This window comes from Rickettsia gravesii BWI-1 (assembly GCF_000485845.1).
GTDB lineage: Bacteria > Pseudomonadota > Alphaproteobacteria > Rickettsiales > Rickettsiaceae > Rickettsia > Rickettsia rickettsii.
On record NZ_AWXL01000009.1, the window covers coordinates 1 to 17,480 of the forward strand.

Here is a 17,480-nt window from a genome sequence, read left to right on the forward strand (position 1 = left end):
TTTATAACCGCCTCTATTCTTTGCTTCTTCAGGTGTTTCTAGTTGATCACAAATAGCAACCTTATAATTTGCTTCAATTAACTTAGTTAAATAATTCTCAAGGGCATGATAAGGTACTCCGCACATCGCAATTTCTTCTTCGCCGTTTTTGCCGCGCTTTGTTAAAGCAATGCCAAGTACATTGCTTGCTAGAATTGCATCTTCATAGAACATTTCATAAAAATCACCCATTCTAAATAGTAGTAAACAATCTAAATGAGCAAATTTAATGTCTAGATATTGCTGCATCATTTTCGTTGCAACATCGTAATTATATTTTTGTTTCAATTCTTGAAGATTCATATTAAGCAGCATAATTTATATTATAGTTTGGCTTTATTGCATGGATACCGAATCGTCATTGCAAGCGACTGCAAGGAGCGTGGCAATCTTATGAAATAGTGCAAAATGCCTGAGATTGCCACGTCGAAGCTTTGCCTCTCCTCGCAATGACGGATAATAACAATGTTTAACAGTTTATACAACTATTTTATCTTTGATAGGCGGGTGCTATGTCTGCCGCCTTCAAATTGGGTAGTTAAAAACTTATCTATAATATCAAATACTATTTTTTGGTCTATGGTTTTTGATCCGAGTATCAAGATATTAGCGTCATTATGAGCTTTAGCATTTTCGGCAGTTAATATATCGTTGCACAAAGCGGCTCTTATTTCCGAGCTACGATTCGCAGCTATAGACATACCAATCCCCGTATCACTAATTAAAATACCGATAGGTGCTGATTTTTCAATAATAATATCTACTACTTTCTTAGCATAATCAGGATAATCAACGGTTTGTGTATTATTTGTTCCGCAGTCATAAATCTTTAGAGATTTCTGCTCTAAATAATTGATAATTTCAGACTTAAGCTCATAACCTGAATGATCACTAGCTATGACAATATTATAAGTTTTCATAGTTAATTTTTTGATGGAAAATAATGATAAAAATTATATACTATGTAAGATTTGTTTTCTAATGTAAATAATAGTTTTGTTAAATATATGAAATATCCTGTTGTACTTAGTATCGTTATATGTTTTTGTTTAGTTGCTTGTGTTGATCAGCAACCGGCTCCAATTGAGTATAAAGTAGGAGATGTTACTGCAAATAATAATTCTACCGAACTAGATCACGATGAGGGCATGATAATTCAAAGAACTATGGAAGACAATCCCGCGTCAGAAAAAGTGAGCGGTAGACTCGAAGAGCCAAAGGCAAAAATTATAGAAGATGATAATGATGATATTGAGATGCCTATGTCTCGGAATGAAGACGAAGATGAAGAAGCGATAGAACAATTAAACTTTGTAAAACCGTTAAATGGGGTAATTATTACCGAGTTTAAAGCCGGTAAAAGTAAAGGGATAGATATTGCAGCTAAAGAATATAGTGAAGTTAAATCGATAGCTGCAGGAACGGTAATATATTCAGGTTATAATAAGCAATTCGGTAATTTAGTAATAGTTAAATTAGATAAAGATGATCTAGAAGTAGCATATGCGAGTTTAGATGATTTATTACTGAAAAAAGGTGATAAAATTGCTAGAAATAGTGTTATCGGACATGTAGAACACAAATTATATTTTGCTATGCGTAAAAATAAAATAGCAGTTGATCCTAATAAGTATATAGAATTTTAAATGGAAGATGTTATTACTCTTACCAAATATGGTGAACCTCAAAATGTTATAGTAAGAAGGAGTAGCAAAGCTAAAAATATAGCCATCCGCATTACGTCTAAAGGTGCAGAGCTTGTATTACCTCTTAAGGTAAAAGCCGAAAAAGGTCATAATTTTTTGTTAAGTTAAGAATATTGGGTTAGGCAAAAATTACGTCGTAATGTAACTGCGATACCAAAAGATGAAGATAAGATTTCTATTTTGGGTAAATCTTATGAAATAATACATATTGATTCGTCTAAAAATCAGATAAAATTAAATGATTCTACGTTAGAAGTGTATTGTAGTCAGGTACTAAAAAAACTTAGTATAGAAGTATTCCTTAAAAAGAAATTATTAGCAGAAATAAAAACAATATTAGAGAATATATCTAAAAAACATAATTTGACTTATTCCAATATTAGAATAATGGAAAATGTTAGCCGTTGGGGGAGTTGTTGTAGCAAAGGGAACCTTGTTTTTAATTGGCGGGTAGTTTTTGCCCCCTTTGAAGTACTGAAATATTTAGTAGCTCATGAAATGGCACATTTAAAAGAAATAAACCATAGTAAAAATTTTTGGGAGCTAGTTGAGGATATATATCCCGAATACCAACTGGCAAAATTATGGCTAAAAAGAAACGGTAAGAATTTATATAGTTATTTGCCATAACTGTATGTCATTCCCGCGAAAGCGGGAATCCAATCCAATACTTTAAAGCTTTTTAAAAGCTCGATTTATCTCGCTTTACGCTGGATTCCTGCTTTCGCAGGAATGACATCGGAAAGGTTAATTTAAAGAAAAACATAAAGGATAAATAGAATGCACAACACCACAAAAAGAGTAACAGTCCCGGCACTTGAAGAAATCTTATATGAGCCTATAAAAGTGTTAGATTACGGCTTTATTAGAGTTATCGACTATATGGGGGATGATAGTGCTATAGTACAAGCAGCTCGTGTTTCTTACGGTAAGGGTACGAAGCAATTAAACCAAGATAAAGGGCTGATAAACTACTTGCTTCGTCATTATCATACCACTCCTTTTGAGATGTGTGATATTAAGTTCCATATTAAACTACCGATATTTATTGCAAGGCAATGGATTAGGCATAGAACAGCTAGCGTTAACGAATATTCGGCAAGATATTCTATTTTAGGTAATGAATTTTATCTACCTGAACCGGCAAATATTGCTTCCCAATCTGCTGTAAATAAACAATGTAGGGAAAGGGATAGCTTACCGAAAGAAGTGGCTAAAAAGGTCCTTGCAATTTTAGAGGAAGATGCTAGACAGTGCTACGGGCATTATAAGGAACTGATGAATGCCGATGAAGAGGGTAATATTATAGATGAGAACGCCACAGGGATAGCAAGAGAGCTTGCTCGTATGAATTTAACTTTAAATTATTATACGGAATGGTATTGGAAGATTAATTTACATAATTTACTTCATTTTTTAAGATTGCGAGCCGACCCTCACGCTCAATATGAAATTAGAGTTTATGCTGAAAAGATGCTTGAGATAGTCAAAGCTTGGGTTCCTTTTGCTTACGAAGCTTTTGAAGAATATCGTTTGCAGGGAGCAAATATTTCACGTAAAGGTTTGGATGTAATTAAAAGAATGATAAACGGTGAAAAAGTTACCCATGAAACTAGTGATATGACTAAGAGAGAATGGGAAGAACTGATGAAGATTTTTGGGTAATGTATGTCATTCCTGCGAAAGCAGGAATGACATACATTACCCATAACGGAATTTGATAAAAAGGAGTATTTTAAGTGAGAAATATTATATACTTTATACTATCACTATTATTTAGCTTTACCAGCTATGCACTTGAAACAATAAACATTGAGCATGGGCGAGCTGACCCGACGCCTATAGCGGTCAATAAATTTGATGCCGATAATGCTGCCGCTGATGTATTAGGTCACGATATGGTTAAAGTTATCTCTAATGATTTAAGGCTTTCGGGGTTATTCCGTCCTATTTCTGCTGCCTCTTTTATAGAAGAGAAGACAGGAATAGAATATAAACCGCTTTTTGCTGCATGGCGTCAAATTAATGCTAGTCTTTTAGTAAACGGTGAAGTTAAAAAACTAGAAAGTGGTAAATTTAAAATTAGCTTTATATTATGGGATACGTTGCTTGAAAAACAGCTCGCCGGTGAAATTCTTGAAGTACCGGAAAATCTATGGAGAAGAGCAGCACATAAAATTGCCGATAAAATTTATGAAAAAATTACCGGTGATGCTGGTTATTTTGACACTAAAATAGTGTATGTATCAGAAAGCAGTTCTTTACCGAAAATAAAAAGAATTGCTTTGATGGATTATGACGGGGCTAATAATAAATACCTTACCAATGGAAAGTCACTAGTCTTAACCCCAAGATTTGCTCGTTCGGCGGATAAGATTTTTTACGTTTCATATGCTACTAAAAGAAGAGTACTCGTTTATGAAAAAGATTTAAAAACAGGCAAAGAAAGTGTAGTAGGTGATTTTCCCGGTATATCTTTTGCTCCTAGATTCTCACCGGACGGTAGAAAAGCTGTAATGTCGATAGCTAAAAACGGTTCGACGCATATTTATGAAATCGACCTTGCTACTAAACGGCTTCATAAATTAACTGACGGATTCGGTATTAATACCTCTCCTAGCTATTCACCAGACGGTAAAAAAATTGTATATAATTCCGATAGAAACGGTGTGCCTCAATTATATATCATGAATTCAGACGGAAGTGACGTTCAGCGTATTAGTTTTGGCGGTGGTTCTTACGCAGCTCCTAGCTGGTCGCCTAGAGGAGACTATATAGCATTTACTAAGATTACTAGAGGAGATGGAGGAAAAACTTTTAATATCGGAATTATGAAAGCATATCCCCAAGATGATGAGAATAGTGAAAGGATAATAACAAGCGGATATTTAGTCGAAAGTCCTTGTTGGTCGCCTAACGGACGAGTTATTATGTTTGCTAAAGGTTGGCCGTCGAGAGCTAAAGCTCCGGGAAAAAACAAAATTTTTGCAATTGATCTAACAGGTCATAATGAAAGAGAAATTATGACACCGGCAGATGCTTCTGATCCAGAATGGTCAGGTGTACTGAACTAATGTCATTTCTACGAAAGCATTGTTGGGTGGATCGTTTTTCCGTTGTCATACCGCGACTTGATCGCGGTATCCAGTTAAAAATGCTAACATTGTTAGTATTTTTAGTTGTTTTTGGGTCCCGTGGTCAAGCCACGGGATGACAGTTCAATAAGACTTAAGCTACTTCTCTACTATGGTTTAAAATAAACTTCTTTATTTTTTTAAAAGCCGTATTTTCTATTTGTCTAATACGTTCCTTAGAAATATTATACTCATTGCTTAGAATATCTAGAGTTTTAGGAGTATCCGTTAATTTACGCTCTGTTAAAATACGCAGTTCCCTATCGTTTAAAATCTTCATAGCATTTGATAGTAACTGCCTTTTACTGGTAGAATTTTGCTTATTAATAGCCATAGCTTCAGGAGTAGGACGTGTTTCCGGTAATAGTTCTATTAATTCTCCGGATTCTGTATCGTCACTATTTATAGAGTTATTTAACGATAAATCAGGACCTGAAATTCTAGTATTCATTTCAGAAACTTCATTAACCGAAACGCCTAGCTCATCTGCTATTTGTGCAAAATCATCGGTAGTAATAGCCCTTGAGTATAAATTAGTAATTTTATGCTTAACTTTATTAAGACTAAAAAATAATTTTTTTTGTGCAGCCGTTGTTCCCATCTTTACTAATGACCAAGATTTTAATATATATTCTTGTATGGCTGCTTTAATCCACCACATCGCATATGTTGATAGGCGAAAACCAAGTTCGGGATTGAATTTTTTTACTGCCTGCATTAAACCTATATTACCTTCTGAAATCAATTCGGTAATAGGAAGACCGTAAGTCCTATAGCCGCTTGCAATTTTTGCAACAAGTTTAAGATGACTTGTTACTAATTTATGTGCAGCTTGTAAATCATTCCCTTCTAAATAGGATTTTGCTAATAACAATTCTTCTTCTTGCGTAAGTGAAGGGATTTTATTGATTTTCTGTAAGTAGCTATAAAATCCTGATTCGCTAGAAATTGCTAATGCATTAATATTATTAGTCATACTAACCTTAAAAACTATTTTTTTTATACTAACACATATATGATCTAAAATAAACTTTTTCTAGAGTATTTTTAAATAAAATCAAATAATGTCTAAAAAATCCAATAAAAATTTAGCTTTTTCCTTGCTGGGATTAATAATTAGTATGGTGTTACTCAGTTTTGCTTCCGTACCTATCTATAATTTATTTTGTAAAGTTACAGGATATGGCGGCACTACTGCAAAAGAAATGGTGAGTGTATATTCTAAGGTAAAAGGCACTAAACCTATAATTATCGAGTTTGATGCTAATGTTGATAAAGATTTACCTTGGCGGTTTATTCCAAGGCAGCAAAGAGTGCAAATTGTTCCGGGGCAGAATACTCTAGTGTTCTATGAAACGGAGAATCTAAGCGATAACGATATAATAGGTACTTCCGTATATAATGTTACTCCAAATAAAGCAGGAAAATATTTCGTAAAAATTCATTGTTTTTGTTTTGAAGAACAATTATTAAAAGCCGGCGAAAAAGTCTTAATGCCGGTTACATTTTATATAGATAAGGATTTTGAGCTTGACCCTGAAATGCAAGACATTAAAGTACTTACTTTATCTTATAGTTTTTTTAAAGTACGAGAGATGTCGTCATTGCGAGGAAATTACGTAAGTAATTGACGAAGCAATCTCAGGAGTTTGTTATTATTTCATGAGATTGCCACGCTCTCTACGTTCGCTCGCAATGACGGCTTTGGAATTATGCAACAACACCGGCTCATTGAGTATACTCGATAACCCATTTACGAAGTCTAACAATCAGCGGAGTATTTATAAGAGCGGTAGAAGGTAAAACTTTGCCGTTAGTATTAAAATTAATTATAGGATCTATACCGTATATGCTATACCAAGGTTTTAACGGTGAGCTATTTGAATATTTACGGTGGAACCAAGATAAAGAAGGTATTGTTTCTTCATATTCTATTACTTTGACCGATTGTGGATTTTTATGATATATAAGGCTAAGTATCGATTGATCGGAATGATGCCATTTATATTCATCGTAATTAGGATGGATATTATAATCTTTGCCTGAAAGAATTCTAATATCTTCACAACTTTTTAGCCATTTTTCAATGAAAGAACGAGAAAGCTTGGTATTACGCACAATAATAATGGCACTCCAAATGTGATCGTCATTTCTGCATTCGTCTGTAAGGCAATCCATTAAAGCAAAAGTTTCGCCTTTAATAAAACTACCGTTTTTACGATTGCGATCATGTACCAGTAATATATCATTATCGCCTAAAAGATTTGTTAAATTACTGATATGCTTTTTAATAATAAATGCTGAATCTAAATATACTATAATAGCTCCTTCTGGTGCATTTTTCATTGTTTCAATTATAATATAAGGCTTCCATAGCCATAATCCCGCTCCTGCAGGTTCATTAAAAATTTCTTGGTTTTTTTCTATAAACGCTTGATTTATGTGTTTTTTCTTATAGTGAAATATGAAGTCTATACCTTTATTAATTGCATAATGAGTGGTTGCATTTTGATTACGATAAACATACTCCGGACCGTCGGCATAAGAAACTAAATAAATTGGTTCTTTTATGGAATTCTGAATAGATAAATCTACTTTTTGTAACGATAAGTCATTAATAAAACCTTGACGTGCATATTCTAAAATAATCAGTATGAAATAAATTAAAGCTAATGTAATAACTGTTTTGTATAATATTTTAAATAACATATAATTTTTGCATTATTTGAAGCATTTTGTCATTCCCACGTGGATTAGTAAATTGTCATTGCGAGGAAATACGAAGTATTGACGAAGCAATCTCAGGAGTTTGTTATTATTTCATGAGATTGCCACGCAGCCTACGGGCTGTTCGCAATGACGAAATCGATAATTATTAGACAACGCCAATTATAGCATTTTAATATGTTAAAAGATAGTGTTGTAATTTAATTATAAATTTAGTATAATTTGCTGTTTGTTTAAGGTTGGTATGACTAATTTAGGGGATAAGCAGTCTACTATAGTTGTCGCAATGTCAGGCGGGGTTGATAGTTCGGCGGTTGCCGCAATGCTGCATGAACAAGGACATAATGTTATAGGTATTACCTTGCAGCTATATGATCACGGTATGGCAGTAGGGAAGAAAAATGCCTGTTGTGCTGGTCAGGATATTTACGATGCTAAAATGGTAGCAAATAAGCTAGGTATTCCCCATTACGTACTTGATTATGAGAGCAAATTTAAAGAGTCGGTAATAGATAATTTCGTCGATAGCTATTTACAAGGTGAAACACCGCTTCCATGTGTGCAATGTAATAAATCGGTAAAGTTTAGGGATCTAATTAAAACGGCTAGAGAGCTTGGAGCAGATAAGCTTGCTACCGGTCATTACGTACGAAAAATAAACGGTGATAACGGAGCGGAATTACATACAGGGCTTGATCCAGCAAAAGATCAAAGTTATTTTTTATTTACGACAACTAAAGAGCAATTAGAATATTTACGTTTCCCTCTAGGAGGGCTTACTAAGGATGAAACACGAAAGCTTGCTAGTAAATTTGGGCTTGAGGTAGCGGATAAGCCCGACAGCCAAGATATTTGTTTCGTACCTGACGGAAATTATAAGAGCGTGATAAATAAAATACGTCCAAATAGCAGTGAAAGCGGTAAAATTATTCACGTAAACGGGTTTGAGCTAGGAGAGCATAGTGGTATAATTAACTACACCATAGGACAACGTCGTGGTCTTGGTATAGCTTATAATGAGCCTTTATATGTAGTAAAGATTGATCCTAAGGACAATATAGTATATGTAGGACCGGAGTCCGCATTAAACGTGCAGGAATTTATCATTAGAGATGTGAATTGGCTTGCAGATGAGATTAAAGATAATGAAAAGTTAGAAGTAGCAGTTAAAATTCGTTCGACAAGGCCGCCGCGTCTAGCCGAAATAAGTAAACTCGGTGATGATAAAATGAAAGTAAAATTTTTATGTGAAGAAAAAGCCGTTGCCCCTGGGCAAGCATGCGTTATTTATGCCGGCGAAAGAGTACTTGGCGGTGGATGGATTACTAGAGAGATAAGGTAATTGTGTCATTGCGAGGAGCAAAGCAACGTGGCAATCTAGTTAGATCTCCTGAGATTGCCACGCTCCTTTTAGTCGCTCGCAATGACACAATTCACAAAAAAATAAGCTCACTAAAACAGGAGAAACTAATGAGTTTTTTAAGGAAGAAAAGTTTTGAATCAGTAAAAGAGATAGGAAGCTCAAGCGGTCTTAGCAAGACGCTTGGAGCATTCGATTTAATATTACTGGGTCTTGGTGCGATGATCGGCACGGGCGTATTCGTCGTTACCGGTATAATTGCTGCTAAATATTCAGGACCTGCAGTAATGTTATCTTATGCGATTGCAGGTATTACCTGTATCTTTGTAGCGCTTGTTTATACTGAACTTGCTGCAATGCTTCCGACATCAGGAAGTATTTACACTTATTCCTATGTAGCATTTGGCGAAGTATTTGCTTGGATGATCGGTAGTGTTATAATATTAGAACTTGGTGTTGCTGCAGGAATAGTAGCTGTGGGCTGGTCGGGCTACGTACAAGGAATACTAGCAGCAGGTGGAATCAATTTACCGAAAGAATTAACTACTGTACCGACAAACGGCGGTATAATAGATTTACCGGCATTTTTAATCTCGGTATTTATTGGATTTATTTTATATTTAGGTACTAAAGATAGTAAGAGACTAAATGCAATTTTAGTTTTCGTAAAAATGGCTGCAATATTCGTATTTATACTCGCTGCCGCCCCTCATTTTGATGCTACTAACTGGAGTAATTTTATGCCTTTCGGTTTTAGTAATGTTTTAGTAGGTGCGTCTATTTTATTCTTAGCTTTTACGGGTTTTGGAACGATTGCAACCGCAGCTGAGGAGTGTAAAAACCCAAAACGCGATATAATGATCGGTATTATTGGCTCACTTGTTCTAACTACTATAGTTTATGTAACGATGGCAGGGCTTGTTACCGGTATTGCACCTTTTGATCAGTTAAATAACGCTCAACCGCTTGCGTACGCTTTAACTATCAATAATAGCAAGATCGGCTCTGCTATTGTTGCAACCGGAGCAGTTTGCGGTATGATGACGGTGTTGATGATGAATATTTATGGTACTTCTCGTATTTTTTATGCTATTGCACGTGACGGTTTACTACCGAAAAGTTTTGCAAAGCTGCACCCAAAATATGATAGTCCGTATATTACGATTATAATATTTGCTTCTTTAGCCGCTATCCTTGGAGGATTTTGTTCTACGGAATTATTAACGCAATTAACTTCAATGGGAGCTCTTATTGATTATATAACCGTTACAATAATAGTGGTATTATTTAGGGTAACGTTACCTGATGCTCAAAGACCTTTTAGATGTCCTTTAGTATTTATTATCGTACCGTTTATTTTAATTTCTTGTGCATATTTACTATTTATTCAAATATATGACGGTGAATTTAATCTATTAACCGCAGGTCGTGCATTAATATATTGGTTTATCACAATATTTGTTTTATATATTATAAGATCGTTTTTTATGCAAAAAGAGCAGAATTAAGAAGGGGTTATCCGTTATTGCGAGCGAACGTAGAGAGCGTAGCAATCTCATGAAGTAGTACAGAATTCCTGAGATTGCCACGTTGAGGCTTTGCCCCTCCTCGCAATGACGAGTTAGTAGTATCCACGCAACAAAACAAAATTAACCAAATGACTGAAAAGTTGCAACCACTCCGAGGAATGAAAGATCTCTTGCCGGATGATTATAAAGTTCACGACTATATAATTAACAAAGCAAGAGATGTTGGAGTATTGTACGGCTATAAACAAATGAGTACTCCTATTTTGGAGTATACTAAAGTCTTTAACCGTTCGATGGGTGAAAGCTCTGACGTAATCAGCAAAGAAATCTATAGTTTTTTAGATAAAAGCAATGATTCCGTAGCATTACGACCTGAATTTACAGCATGTATTATAAGAAGCCTCATCTCAAACGGATTACAACATAAATTACCATTAAAGTTTTTCTCTACCGGTCCTGTTTTTCGTTATGATAGACCGCAAGCAGGGCGTCAAAGACAATTTCACCAACTAAATTATGAGTATATCGGTGCTAAAGGAGCAATTACTGATGCTGACACTTTGAAGTTAGCCGTTGATATATTAAAAGCACTCGAAATAGAGCAGGATACTACCTTAGAGCTTAACTCTCTTGGATGTAATGAATCAAGAAGCGTTTATCAGCAAAAATTAGTAGAATATCTAAATGATTTTAAAGATCAATTATCAGAAGAAAGCAAAATAAGGTTATCCAAAAATCCGATGCGGATACTTGATTCTAAAAGTGAGACCGATCAGAAAATAATAGCAAACGTACCGGTTTTATCTGAATATTACACTGATGAATCCAAAGAATATTTTGAGGAGTTAATAAAGTATCTAGATATTTTAGGCGTGAAATATAGCATAAATCCACGCTTGGTTAGAGGGCTTGATTATTATCACCATACTGCTTTTGAATTCACTACAAAAAAGCTAGGGAGCCAATCTACTATTCTAGCTGGTGGACGTTATGACGGGCTTGCTAAAATCATGGGTAATAATGATGATGTGCCGGCTATCGGTTTTGCTGCCGGTATTGAGCGAATTGCTTTAATGCGGAAATATAATATATCTGAAGTTAAGTCGGTATTTGTATTACCTATAGGCAAAAATAATATTTGCTATGCTTTAGAAATTGTAGATAAATTGCGAACAGAAAATATTGCTACTATCATAGAACCCCTAGGTAAAATAGCTAAAAGAATGCAACGCATTTTTAATGAAAATGTTAAATTTATTATTTTTATAGGTGACGAAGAGCAGGTGAATAATAACTTAAAAATCAAAGACTTAAAAAAAGAAGAAGAATATATAGTAGATTTTGCAAAAGCTCTTGAGCTATTGAAGAAATAAGATTTTTTATTGTTATACCGTGAACCTTCCATGGTATCCATCAAAACTAACTTTAAGTAATAAGCATTTATGAATCTTGCCACAAGCTCGGCATTGCCCGCATGGCTCTTATGTTATGCCTGCATAGGTCTTGTTGTGTGGATACTGAAGGTCGTCATTGCAAGGAAAAACTGTAAGTTTTGACGAAGCAATCCAGTAAAAAATTCTGATTTACAGAATTTTTTTATTATTGTTTTGGACTGCCACGCAGTCTACGACTGCTCGTAATGACGGGGCGGTATCTACGCAACAACGCCTTCGCTGGAATGACATAAAACGAGTCATGCAACAAGACTTGCAGTTGTTCACAATGGCGATTAGGTGTCTATACAATAACACCATTTAACTACGAAATCTAAAAATATGATTATTATAAACGATTTAGCCATGAGTTATTATGGTACAAGAATACTATTTACCGATGTAAATTTGCATATTAAAAACAATAAACTATATGGTTTAGTAGGTGCCAACGGAGCAGGTCAAACAACTTTTTTCAAAGTCTTAACTAAGAAGAAGAGCTAGCTTTCGGTGAGATTAACATACCAAAAAATTCCAAAATAGGTTGTTTAAAACAAGATCAGTTTCTTTATGAAAATACTAAAATTATAGATACGGTAATAGCAGGGAATAAGGAGTTATGGAAAGCTTTACAGGAAAAAGAAGAGATATTAAATCGGCAGGAATGTAGTGATGAAGATGGGTATAAGTTTGGTGAACTTGAACAGGTAATATACGATAATGACGGTTATACTGCTGAAATTTTTGCAGCTAGCTTGCTTGTAGGTCTTGGAATAGCCGAAAAATACCATTATGAGCTGCTTTCTGCGTTGTCAGAAGGTTATAAGCTTCGTGTATTACTCGTACAAAGTCTATTTAATAATCCCGATATTTTACTACTCGACGAACCGACAAACCATCTTGATATTATTTCAATATATTGGCTTGAGAATTATTTAAAAAACTCTTTTAAAGGAATATTAATTTTTATATCGCATGATTTAGTTTTTTTTAATAATGTCGCAACGGATATTTTGGACATAGATTATGAAGAAATAAAACTATATACGGGCAATTATGATAATTTTGTTCAAGAAAAGCAGATAATAGCTGCTCAGAAAGCTAAGCGAGCGAAATTTCTTAGAAAAGAAAATAGAAAATATGCAGGCTTGGGTTGATAAATTTAGAGCAGGGACGAGAGCAAGGCAAAGTTCCTCCTGAGAAAAGCAGTTAGAGAAAATATAATTACCGGATATACAGAAATCTTCAAGAATTAGTCTGTTATTTAGATTTAAGCAGCTAAGCAATTCAGGAAAATTAGTATTAAAAATTGATCAAATAACTAAAGATTTTGAGAATAAGCAAATATTAAATAAAGTTAGTTTTAACGTATCATGAGGAGAAAAAATTATTATTATCGGTGCAAACGATATCGGTAAATCTACTTTATTAAAAATCTTAATGAATAAAATATCAGCAGATCAAGGTAGTTATGAGTGGGGATATGAATCGCAAATATCTTATTTCGCTCAAGACCATCATGAGCTACTTAATGAAAATATTAGTATTATTGATTGGCTTAAAAAGCAATCTGAAAAAGAAACGGAAAATACAGTTAGAAATACGCTCGGACAAGTATTATTTCGCAGTGATGAAGAAAATATTTTAAGTTTAAGCAGCGGTGAGGGGGCAAGATTATTACTTGCTAAAATGATGCTAGAAAAAAGTAATATTTTGGTTCTTGATGAACCGACAAATCATCTTGATATAGAGTCAAGAGAAGCTCTTAAAAAATCTCTAATTGATTTTGATGGTACGGTAATATTAGTAACGCACGATCGGAATTATTGCTCTTTCCTATAGGAAAAAGATTGTTGATTTTAAAGGTAAATATGATGATTATATTGAGAAATACGGCAACGATTATTTAAGTTTTACTACAAAATTATCCTAAGTTTTAGGCATGGCTCATTAAATATAAATATCGTCATTGCGAGGAGGTGTTGTTGCGTGGATACCACCACGTCATTGCGAGCAGCCATAGGATGCATAGCAATCTCGTCAAATATCCTGAGATTGCTTCGTCAATTGCTATGCAATTTCCTCGCAATGACGATAAAAATCGAGTCATACAACAAAGCAGAATCTTAAAGTTAATCACTCCACATTATAAAACTCCAAATGATGACCGCTAATAAACTTTTTTATTTCAGCATGGTTACCATACTCATCAACATTTAATAATAATCCTTGTTCATTAAAATATAGTATATTCGTAAATAATCGGTCATCACAGTCCCACTTAGCTTTAAAAGCATTTTCCTTAATAAGTTTAACTCCGTTTACTCCGTGTTTGTGATATATTATTCCTTTTTTTAAAGCAGAAACAAAAGAGGTAACTTTACTTTTATCAAAGGTATTATAGATTTTTTTAGACATTGTACCGTAACAATCAAATCCTCTATATTTGCCAAGAAATTTATCCGTACCTTTTGTTACTTCCTGATTATCAATTTTAATTTGACCTTCTTTAGGAATATTCCAAGAATTATTATTGCAGTTGGTAATCTTTTGAATGGCTAGATAAAATTCATGTTTCTTTTTTAGTTGATAATATTGATGGATTTTTTTTGTATCATATTGAAGGGTTAATTGTTCTAAGTTTTCTATTGGCTTATTATCGGGGGAATAGTTTGCAATAATCCCTTCTTGTTTTTTTTGATTTAATTTACTTGCATATTCTTGTACTTTTTTGAGTTATTATTTAATAAGGCGGTAACTACTCCAATTTCTAAAGTGTTTTCATTGCAAGAATCATTTTGCAGAGCATTTTCAATATTTTGGAAAATCTTTTCAGATTTTTCAAAAGTTAATTTAGTCTCGTTATCTGCTATTAAACCGGTATTAACGGCGTTAAGAACCTCTGCTTTTTCATTGGACGTTAGAGTATTATTTTGAGGTAACGTATAATTTGGGTCCACGTAACTCCGAAGTTTTATAATAGTCTTTTCATACAAATTTATTTGATGCTCAGGTATCTTATTTAAAAGATCAGAAGCCGTTTTAAATTGCTTACTACATAGGGCAATTGAGAATGCTAGACGTATGTTGTTTGGGGTATCACTAATTGCTTTTAGTTTTTCGGTTAATATTGATTGCTGGTTTTTGTTATTTTTTTTAATTGGAAATTCTGTTATAAAAAGCCATGTATTCACAGCCATCATATATTGATGAATAGAAAGGAACTAAGGTATTTTTTTAATTACATCTAATGTCTTATAAGAAATTTCATATGGATTAGTTAACATTTCTAGAATATATTTTATATATTCTACCAGCACATATTGTATTGAGTCATTAGCTTTATCACATTCGCCTTGTATTCTATAATTAGATCATAAATGATAGGCTGCTGTTGGATGTGTGGGTAGAAGCACAAAAGCATGTTCATAACATTTAGTGGCATATCATAGCTTCCGATTTCTTCATAAACACGACCTGTTCTATAATACCACTGGGCTAAAACCTGATTTTCAGTATTAGTATTTAACGAAAAAATAGATTCTTCAAGTAAAGCTTTTACCTCTTCAAAATTTTTATTTTCCATTAATAAATCAGAGAATTGACCTGATAAATCTAAGCTGGATTTTATATACGGTACTAGTGCTTGGGTAATTTTAAGCTTAGATTCCGGTTCAATAAGCTTTAGCACGGGGAGTAGATATTCTGCACATTTGCTATATTGTTCAACTTCTTTTGCAAAGTAATTAAAATATAGATTTATTGCTGCAATTATACATTTAAATATCTCTTTAGCAGCTTCATTGTGTCTATTTAATATACTACATTGAAAGGCAAGACTCATTATTTGAATTTTGGTTAGCGTGTCAGGTGGTATAGAAGTGATTTTATCCGGCATCCATTTTATGAATTCACCATCTAATTGATATTCAAAAAAGCCTGGTTTCTGTATTATTTCATAATTTTTCAACAATTCATGATTTGTGTAACTTTCATATGGATAATTAGGCATTAATTTATGTATTAGTGAATGCTTAATTTCTGTAGCTTTCTTGCTACTTACTGTAGATTTTTTACTATTTAAATGTCCAAATATATAATACATTACTTCTATAGCGGCACCAACAGTTGGTATAGATGAAAAGTTTTTATCCATTTCTACTACATCAAGACCGGAAAAGTTTTTTCTAAAATTTCTTATGTTACTTTCTGATAATATATTGGGGGTGTTATAAACCGTGGTAATATCAAGCTTGAAAGTAATTGAAGGTTCTGCATTTTTCATGAATATAATTTAGTATTAGTTGGGCTTAAGAACTGCTACAATGTGATAGGAAAGGTTTAAAATTTTACATAGAATTATTTACAGTGTATGAACTTTTTATTACTGGATTCCTGCTTCTAGCTAGGAATGATATCGAGAGGCTAAATTAACTCACAAAGCAATTCTTTCTAAGTCATGTCTATTCAAACCCAAATCCAGTAAAGTATTTATGAAAATATCCGGTATCATGACCTATCATTTTAACTTTATCATAATAATTAGGTAATTCAGATTCACGATATATAGTTGTGCAGTTATCCATATAGTAAATAGAATAAGATAGAAGGCCATAAGGTCTAAAAAAGTGTTTTTACGTATAATTTTAGGAGTTTTATCGGATTTTTGTATATTTTCTGATTTCAGCATATTAATTTTCTTAATAAATGATTGTTTTATTAATATATAATTTTTATATATTATCACAAGAATAATTATAATAGCTATCTACAGAACCTAGAAATTCAGATTTATCAATTGCAGTATTATATTCATAAGGATATTCTAAATATTTTTGCAATTTTAAAGTATTTTCTTGAAACAATGGGTAATTATTTGATGGTTCGTGCTTTGATAAATTGAAATATTTTCTCGCTAAGAATTTCTTATCTTGAACATTATTAAAAGCTTTAATTTTTGAATCTCCGTCTTGTTGTTTTTTTTGTAAAAAATAATCTTCATAGTCCTTATAATTCTTTGGAAGATTTAATATAAATCTAGCATATTGTTCTAACTGAAAGTTAGTTAACCAAGTACATGTAGAATATAAATTTGCTCTATAGTCCGAAGAAAAATAATAACAACTTTTGATTGCTTTATCTCTTCCTTTTTCTCTCTTTCAATAACATTATTAGATAATATAAATAACTCTTTATTAAAATGTTTTTTATTTTCTTGAGCTTGAATGATTATATCAAACAGCTCAGTTTCTAATTCGTCTGAGATAAATAATTGTTTGTATTTATTAAGCCATGGACCAAAAGCTATAGATTCAAGTTTTTTTAAATATTGAATTAATTTTACGTGCAACTTTAAATTTAAGAGCGGTATTTTATATGAACAATTGACATAAGTCAAGAGATATTAAATTGATGGTTTAAAAAATATGTGTCACCTCGTGATTTATTCACAGAATCCAATTAAAAATACTAATATTATTAGTATTTTTAGTTGTTTTCTGGATACCTTGGTCAAGCCACGGTATGACACTGAAGTGTTTTTCAAAAGCCAT

General features: G+C 33.1%; 16 protein-coding genes and 5 pseudogenes. 11 read left to right on the plus strand and 10 right to left on the minus strand.

Annotation, left to right across the window (positions count from 1 at the left end; genetic code table 11):
- Nucleotides 1-354 (minus strand): MutS N-terminal domain-containing protein (locus RGRA_RS08545; protein ID WP_458692633.1); only part of this gene is annotated, 354 nt, incomplete at its 3' end.
- Between the two features lie 170 nt (nucleotides 355-524).
- Nucleotides 525-959, minus strand: a complete 435-nt coding sequence (gene rpiB / locus RGRA_RS0102780; protein ID WP_017443112.1) for a ribose 5-phosphate isomerase B — start codon at nucleotides 957-959, stop codon at nucleotides 525-527.
- Between the two features lie 87 nt (nucleotides 960-1,046).
- Between rpiB and RGRA_RS0102785 the strand changes: the two genes are divergently transcribed.
- From RGRA_RS0102785 to tolB, 4 genes and pseudogenes are all read left to right on the plus strand, one after another.
- Nucleotides 1,047-1,685 carry a murein hydrolase activator EnvC family protein gene (locus RGRA_RS0102785; RefSeq protein WP_051354050.1) on the plus strand — a complete coding sequence of 213 codons (639 nt, stop codon included), beginning with the start codon at nucleotides 1,047-1,049 and terminating at the stop codon, nucleotides 1,683-1,685.
- Nucleotides 1,686-2,375, plus strand: a pseudogene (locus RGRA_RS08550) (M48 family metallopeptidase).
- Between the two features lie 150 nt (nucleotides 2,376-2,525).
- Nucleotides 2,526-3,410: an FAD-dependent thymidylate synthase gene (gene thyX / locus RGRA_RS0102795; RefSeq protein WP_017443114.1), complete on the plus strand. Its 885-nt coding sequence runs from the start codon at nucleotides 2,526-2,528 to the stop codon at nucleotides 3,408-3,410.
- Between the two features lie 74 nt (nucleotides 3,411-3,484).
- Nucleotides 3,485-4,819, plus strand: coding sequence for a Tol-Pal system beta propeller repeat protein TolB (tolB, locus tag RGRA_RS0102800; RefSeq protein WP_017443115.1), 1,335 nt, complete (start codon nucleotides 3,485-3,487; stop codon nucleotides 4,817-4,819).
- A gap of 154 nt (nucleotides 4,820-4,973) precedes the next feature.
- Here the strand turns inward: tolB and rpoH are convergent, their stop codons facing one another.
- Complete coding sequence (gene rpoH, locus RGRA_RS0102805) at nucleotides 4,974-5,855, minus strand: RNA polymerase sigma factor RpoH (RefSeq protein ID WP_017443116.1); 882 nt, start codon at nucleotides 5,853-5,855, stop codon at nucleotides 4,974-4,976.
- Nucleotides 5,856-5,943: 88 nt separating this feature from the next.
- Here rpoH and RGRA_RS0102810 point away from each other — a divergent pair, with 88 nt between their 5' ends.
- Nucleotides 5,944-6,510 carry a cytochrome c oxidase assembly protein gene (locus tag RGRA_RS0102810; protein WP_017443117.1) on the plus strand — a complete coding sequence of 189 codons (567 nt, stop codon included), beginning with the start codon at nucleotides 5,944-5,946 and terminating at the stop codon, nucleotides 6,508-6,510.
- Nucleotides 6,511-6,607: 97 nt separating this feature from the next.
- Here the strand turns inward: RGRA_RS0102810 and RGRA_RS0102815 are convergent, their stop codons facing one another.
- Nucleotides 6,608-7,588: a hypothetical protein gene (locus RGRA_RS0102815; RefSeq protein ID WP_017443118.1), complete on the minus strand. Its 981-nt coding sequence runs from the start codon at nucleotides 7,586-7,588 to the stop codon at nucleotides 6,608-6,610.
- 262 nt (nucleotides 7,589-7,850) lie between these two features.
- On the opposite strand from RGRA_RS0102815, the gene mnmA reads away from it, so the two are divergent.
- The 6 genes and pseudogenes from mnmA to RGRA_RS13225 form a co-directional block, all read left to right on the plus strand.
- Entirely contained in the window at nucleotides 7,851-8,948 is a 1,098-nt protein-coding gene (gene mnmA, locus RGRA_RS0102820) for a tRNA 2-thiouridine(34) synthase MnmA (RefSeq protein WP_017443119.1), read from the plus strand.
- A 128-nt stretch (nucleotides 8,949-9,076) separates the two neighbouring features.
- A complete protein-coding gene (locus RGRA_RS0102825) occupies nucleotides 9,077-10,474 on the plus strand; it encodes an amino acid permease (protein ID WP_024547256.1) in 1,398 nt (465 codons plus the stop codon).
- A 149-nt stretch (nucleotides 10,475-10,623) separates the two neighbouring features.
- Entirely contained in the window at nucleotides 10,624-11,868 is a 1,245-nt protein-coding gene (gene hisS, locus RGRA_RS0102830; RefSeq protein ID WP_017443121.1) for a histidine--tRNA ligase, read from the plus strand.
- A 402-nt stretch (nucleotides 11,869-12,270) separates the two neighbouring features.
- Nucleotides 12,271-13,085: pseudogene (locus RGRA_RS13215) on the plus strand (ATP-binding cassette domain-containing protein).
- A gap of 277 nt (nucleotides 13,086-13,362) precedes the next feature.
- Nucleotides 13,363-13,770, plus strand: coding sequence for an ATP-binding cassette domain-containing protein (locus RGRA_RS13220; RefSeq protein WP_330216861.1), 408 nt, complete (start codon nucleotides 13,363-13,365; stop codon nucleotides 13,768-13,770).
- Between the two features lie 118 nt (nucleotides 13,771-13,888).
- Nucleotides 13,889-14,034 (plus strand): annotated as a pseudogene (locus RGRA_RS13225) (polysaccharide polymerase); the annotation flags it as partial.
- A 159-nt stretch (nucleotides 14,035-14,193) separates the two neighbouring features.
- Here the strand turns inward: RGRA_RS13225 and RGRA_RS14270 are convergent.
- The 6 genes and pseudogenes from RGRA_RS14270 to RGRA_RS08570 form a co-directional block, all read right to left on the minus strand.
- Nucleotides 14,194-14,610: pseudogene (locus tag RGRA_RS14270) on the minus strand (hypothetical protein); the annotation flags it as partial.
- Nucleotides 14,585-15,114 (minus strand): annotated as a pseudogene (locus tag RGRA_RS13230) (hypothetical protein). The pseudogenes RGRA_RS13230 and RGRA_RS14270, both read right to left, overlap by 26 nt.
- Before the next feature lie 124 nt (nucleotides 15,115-15,238).
- Nucleotides 15,239-16,213: a hypothetical protein gene (locus tag RGRA_RS08560; RefSeq protein ID WP_020480173.1), complete on the minus strand. Its 975-nt coding sequence runs from the start codon at nucleotides 16,211-16,213 to the stop codon at nucleotides 15,239-15,241.
- A gap of 178 nt (nucleotides 16,214-16,391) precedes the next feature.
- Nucleotides 16,392-16,514, minus strand: a complete 123-nt coding sequence (locus tag RGRA_RS14075) for a hypothetical protein (RefSeq protein WP_269077348.1) — start codon at nucleotides 16,512-16,514, stop codon at nucleotides 16,392-16,394.
- A 147-nt stretch (nucleotides 16,515-16,661) separates the two neighbouring features.
- Nucleotides 16,662-16,793 carry a hypothetical protein gene (locus RGRA_RS14080; RefSeq protein WP_017443124.1) on the minus strand — a complete coding sequence of 44 codons (132 nt, stop codon included), beginning with the start codon at nucleotides 16,791-16,793 and terminating at the stop codon, nucleotides 16,662-16,664.
- Between the two features lie 200 nt (nucleotides 16,794-16,993).
- Nucleotides 16,994-17,278: a hypothetical protein gene (locus RGRA_RS08570; protein WP_236609769.1), complete on the minus strand. Its 285-nt coding sequence runs from the start codon at nucleotides 17,276-17,278 to the stop codon at nucleotides 16,994-16,996.
- Between the last annotated feature and the right edge of the window lie 202 nt (nucleotides 17,279-17,480).